We start from the raw sequence: 4988 nt of genomic DNA, 5'->3' as shown, positions 1-4988 counted from the left end.
AATTACCTTTGCAATATAACTTTTAAATAAGGGGCGCAGGCGCGCAGGGCATAATGGCGAAGCCGCCCTGCGTGTATGCGTCCCAGCCCGCGCAGCGGGCGAACTTGATTTTTTTGTTATGCGGTGCGGTTCTTAACTGCATCCGCTTCGCGCCACGTGACCGCTAGATAAAGTATGAGTATAGCGGTACTTATTTCTATAATACTAAAAAACACATAGTGAAGGGTGCCGCCCATATAAAGGGTGTAGCTTTGTATTGAGCCAGTTATTAAAGCTGCAACAATATTGAGATACTTGTTAATACGAAACACCAAAACCCGTGACAAAACTATCATTGCCATGGGGATTTGCATGATAAACGCAAAGGAAAGCAAAAACTCTTCCGTAAGCTTCATACCTCCGATTTCGCCGGCAATAAACCCTTTGAGCGTCTCTGCGTGGTGAAGAGAAAATATGTCGCAGTAGATATAGTTAACTGAGAGAAAAATCCATAACACTGATAGAAGCTGTTTTCTATCGCCATTCCATTCGAACATATAATTTCCTAAAAGTATGACTTCAACACATGCAAATAGAAAACAAAAAAGGAGTTATTTCAAGACAATACAAATACCTTGTTACAATTGAGGATAAACCCAGCCAAATGACTTTGGGTTTATACAAGTGTAAGCCCCGCATAACATCCAAATATGGGGCAAAAACACAGCGCTACAATCGCGAAGCGGCGCTGTATTTTTGTCCCAGTGCGCCCCGCGCGGCATTATTTGCTTGTTATGTCCGCCGCTTTAAACCCCAAATGCTAACACGAAAAAGCCAAAATGCTGTTACGCCTAAAACTAACAGAACCGGGCCAGCAAGAGTAACAGTATTTCTCATAGGCTCCGGAATAGCCTGTGACTGCCCAAGAAAAAATGAAGCAGTGGCAATAAACATGGCTGTGCCTATGCGCCAAACATGTCGAATTAACTGTTGCTTTCGGCTGAGTCGACGTTTTTTTATTGCTCGGATATCAAGAGCTGCTGCCAGAACTGATATTGAGCCAAAAACAATGATAACTTGGATAGGGTTACCATCAATCGAGGTTACGCCGCTAATTAAAGAAGTTATTCCCGTATAAATCGCATAAAAGCCGACAACAAAACCCAAAGTCATAAATGCTGAATTAATAATAGTTAGATTAACTTTATAAGTGTGAACGGTTAGATATGCCGTAACGACAAGATAAAGAGTTACTAAACCAGCGACCATATTCAGCTTTTCGGCGTTTAAAAATGCTAATAACGAACCTGAAATAGCCATTACTACCATCGAAACAACAAACGCCAGTCCGAACTTCTTATGTAAGTTACTGCCTTTTGTTACAGAAAAACTTAGCGCTCCGCTGATGAGTGCGATTGTTCCAGTTAAAATGTGCAAAAACGCTAGCAAATAAAACCTCCGATGTTTATTTATGCTTTAGGACATAACACCCCACTAAGGGGCGATAACACATGGGCTAAAATTAGGAACGAAGTGACGCAGCCCATGTGTTAGCGTCCCAGCGATCGAAGCGAGTGCCTTTAGTGTTTTGTTAGCTGCCAAGCACCTATTAACCCTGCATTACACGTGACAAAAATTCAAACGGGTCGCCAATGTGATAGTCCCAAGTTCCATTTATAAGAAAATAAGACGACGCACCTAAGGTTGCAAGCAAAACGACTTGTCCAATACGAATGACGTATTGTGGTGTAATTGGTTTCTCTACTTTATCACTAAAAAAATGAATGAAGTCCAGCATTAAGCCAAAAGTTAATAAAAGAGAAAAGGCTAAGAAAAAACCAGAAAACCGTGATGTTTGGTCCAAGACTAAGAAATAATCTGTTAGCGCGACCCACCAACATAGACAAATTCCGGAAAATGCTGCGGCGGGCGTGTAGTCGGTTGATTTGCGAAATTCAGAAGAACTTATCTTGTTACTACCCGCTCCATAGGCAATCCAAATGAAGAATAATAAATAAAATACAAAAGAGCGTTCGTCATGCCTTTTGATGTCGAAAACTACAAAGCTTAAAAATAAAACGATGGCTAAAATGAGAACAAAATGAATGAAATTTGTTTTATCTAACGAACTTTTGTTTACGTATTTTTCCAAAGTAGCCTCTATGGCCTCCATGCTGGCAGCTAACTTTTAAATAAGGGGCGCATACATGTGGGGCATAATGGCGAAGCCGCCCCGCATGTATGCGTCCCAGCGAACGAAGTGAGTGACTTGATTTTTTTGTTATGTGTCATTGCGCCCAAACAACCTCTTAAAAATACTAACTTTGTGTTTGGATGTTTGTGTTGGTTGCTGTTCTTTGAGTTTTGCAAATTCAGGAACTAGCCATTTTGAACCACATTTATCGAAGACTACATTAACGGTTATTTCGCCAGTTTCCCATTTAGCTATTTCTTTGATTTCTCCATTGCCAAAGATTGCGTGAGATACCAATTTACCGCTTGATACTGTTCCTATGCCTTCAAGCTCCGTAGATTCAATTGGAAATGAAGCTTTTTTGTTGCTCATTCAACTTTCCTTCCTCAATTTACTGTGACACATAACTTTAAGCTAAGGGGCGCTAGCGCGTGGGCTAAAATCCGAACGAAGTGAGTCAGCCCGCGTGTTAGCGTCCCAGCGACCGAAGGGAGTGAACTTGAGCGCTTTGTTAGAAGCAGAGCCTGTTCCCTTGGCATTTTTAAAAACTAATAAAGTCAGCATACGATTGATTATTAACACAAACAAGTAAAACGACAGCGCGGTGATGTTTTTGATTTGACTGAAGCAAGCCGCCCTTTGAGCTGACAAACGCAATGGCGCTTGCTGACTGAAAATAAGAACTTGGCGGTAAAGCGCCTATTGCGCAACCTTTGAAGTTAATGCGGCGAAGTTAAAACCACCTAAAGCCAGAGCGATGCTAGTAGAAACAGGTGAGGGTAGTTGAACTAGGATTTTTATAAAGCCAAACGAGGTTTAGGCTGACGCCTTCTAACTTTTCAATAACGGGAGCAGGCACGTAGGGCATAATGGCGAAGCCGCCCTGCGTGTATGCGTCCCAGCGAACGAAGTGAGAGAGTTTATTGAGTTGTTATGCATCATTCTCTAAAACATCCAAGTTGCAGTGGACTAAATCTGCTCCTTCTAGATTAGCGCATTCTGCAAATCCATGTTTTTTCAAAGACTCAATGACGGCGTTATTGGTACTGTAAGTTCCGGTATTTAAACCATAGTCATTTTTATAGATATCTCTCAGCCGAATATCGTCACGAAACATGAGCGACACTGCAAGAACATATTGAAACTTAGTCGTTTCCTTGTCCTGTAATGAGGCCTCATATAAAACAGTAAGAAGCTTGATTTCATTCCAACGATCTGAAGACAAATTGACAGTCGTAACTAACGCATCTATGTATTCTGAACTCTTTTTTGAATGTGTAAAATGTTTACCTGCTAAGAACGAAAAAACGGCTACTAATATTAAAGCGACAAAAAAGAGTTTATTTTGCATGTTTATCCTGATGCATAACACCCAACTTTGGGGCACAAATACGTAGGCTAAAATAAGGAGCGGAGCGACGGGAGCCTACGTGTTTGTGTCCCAGCGAACGCAGTGAGCGGCAACAGTTATTTGTTAGCTGCGGCTTTGTTAAACATTTTTGGTGAACGCCAACTAACAAGCCCTGATAATACAAACAATACGGCTAAAGTAACATACCAGTACTCTTGAGTGAGGCCGATAAGCTTTACACTATTGTCGGTAATGAAATACGTAATAAAAGCAGTAAGCAAAATGTGCTGAATTTTTAAGGATTGTTTGTGTGAGCGCTGTCCAATAAAGAAGCCAACACCAGCAGGAATACCACACATGAAAAACACTAAAAAGTAAGCAGCAATACTTCCTTGTTTAGCGAGTGAAGCAAAACTAAATAAAACAGCTATAGCCGCAACAGCTAAACCAAAAATCCATGCATCTCTATCTATTGCCACAAAGACCTCCTTGGTAGCTAACACCCCACTTAGGGGCACAAACGCGGCGGCTATAATCGGAACGAAGTGACACAGCCGCCGTGTTTGTGTCCCAGCGAGCCTGCGAGCGGCTACAGTGGTTTGTTATGTACTTATACCCATAAGCCCATTCGAGGCTAAAATAATGCCGATAAAGAACGCTAAATATGAAAGACCACAAGAACCGATTGCGACAAATTTATGTTTTTCATCATCTTGAGATTTAATTTGTGCGTTTATCTGTTCCATGAAATGGTTTTGAGCAAGATAAGCGAGAAATGTTCCTATTGCGCCAAACAAAACTCCGAATGCAAAAGAACAAAGTGAATAAACAAGAAAGTTCTTATCACCAGATTTAATGTTACCGATAAATGTTAACAGCGCAACAGATGCCCCACCGTTTATTAATATTGCACTCTTAAGTGCTAATTCAGCCATTGATATTACTGACTTAAAGTGCTCAATAGCCCTAAGCTGTTTAAGTTCAGCGATCTTGATTTTTTGGTCGTCATTCATAGTTTTACTGGTACATAACTTTAAGCTAAGCGGCGCAGTTGCGTGGGGCATAATGGCGAAGCCGCCCCGCGTAAATGCGTCCGAACGACCGAAGGGAGTGACTTCAGCGCTTTGTTAGAAGCAGAGCCTATTCCTTTGGCCTTATTAAAAACTAATAAAGCCAGCATACGATTGATTGCTAAAGCAAACAAGCAAAATGCCAGTGCAGTGATGTAGGTGATTTAGCTGAAGCAAGCTGCTCTATGAATTACCAAATGCAATGGCGCTTGCTGGCCTAGAACAATAACTTGGCGGTAAAGCGCCTATTGCGCGACCTTCGAAGTTAATGCGGCGAAGTTAAAACCACCAAAAGCCAGAGCGATGCTGGTGAAAGCAGGTGAGGGTAGTTGCATTGGGATTTGTATTGAGTCAAACGAGGTTTAGGCTGGCGTCTTCTAACTTTTCAATAACG

At 41.6% G+C, this 4988-nt stretch carries 7 protein-coding genes; all 7 read right to left on the bottom strand.

Going from position 1 to position 4988, the window contains the following annotated elements:
• Window positions 1-116: 116 nt before the first annotated feature.
• Window positions 117-536 carry a DUF6326 family protein gene (locus KL866_RS14305; RefSeq protein ID WP_214995623.1) on the bottom strand — a complete coding sequence of 140 codons (420 nt, stop codon included), beginning with the start codon at window positions 534-536 and terminating at the stop codon, window positions 117-119.
• A 235-nt stretch (window positions 537-771) separates the two neighbouring features.
• Window positions 772-1428 (bottom strand): hypothetical protein, encoded by a 657-nt coding sequence (locus KL866_RS14300; RefSeq protein WP_214995621.1) that lies wholly within the window; start codon window positions 1426-1428, stop codon window positions 772-774.
• Window positions 1429-1588: 160 nt separating this feature from the next.
• Entirely contained in the window at window positions 1589-2131 is a 543-nt protein-coding gene (locus KL866_RS14295) for a hypothetical protein (RefSeq protein WP_251140075.1), read from the bottom strand.
• A 129-nt stretch (window positions 2132-2260) separates the two neighbouring features.
• Entirely contained in the window at window positions 2261-2545 is a 285-nt protein-coding gene (locus KL866_RS14290) for a hypothetical protein (protein ID WP_171042080.1), read from the bottom strand.
• Window positions 2546-3104: 559 nt separating this feature from the next.
• On the bottom strand, window positions 3105-3524 hold the full coding sequence (locus tag KL866_RS14285; RefSeq protein ID WP_214995617.1) for a hypothetical protein: 420 nt from the start codon (window positions 3522-3524) through the stop codon (window positions 3105-3107).
• Between the two features lie 116 nt (window positions 3525-3640).
• The gene (locus tag KL866_RS14280) at window positions 3641-4003 is read right to left on the bottom strand and encodes a hypothetical protein (RefSeq protein ID WP_214995615.1); all 363 of its coding nucleotides are present in this window, start codon (window positions 4001-4003) and stop codon (window positions 3641-3643) included.
• A gap of 123 nt (window positions 4004-4126) precedes the next feature.
• On the bottom strand, window positions 4127-4459 hold the full coding sequence (locus KL866_RS14275) for a hypothetical protein (RefSeq protein ID WP_214995614.1): 333 nt from the start codon (window positions 4457-4459) through the stop codon (window positions 4127-4129).
• Between the last annotated feature and the right edge of the window lie 529 nt (window positions 4460-4988).

This window comes from Alteromonas sp. ALT199, from assembly GCF_018619335.1.
In the GTDB taxonomy this organism is placed as follows: domain Bacteria; phylum Pseudomonadota; class Gammaproteobacteria; order Enterobacterales; family Alteromonadaceae; genus Alteromonas.
Note: the sequence above shows the minus strand (reverse complement) of the source record. Positions and strands in the feature narration are given on the sequence as shown.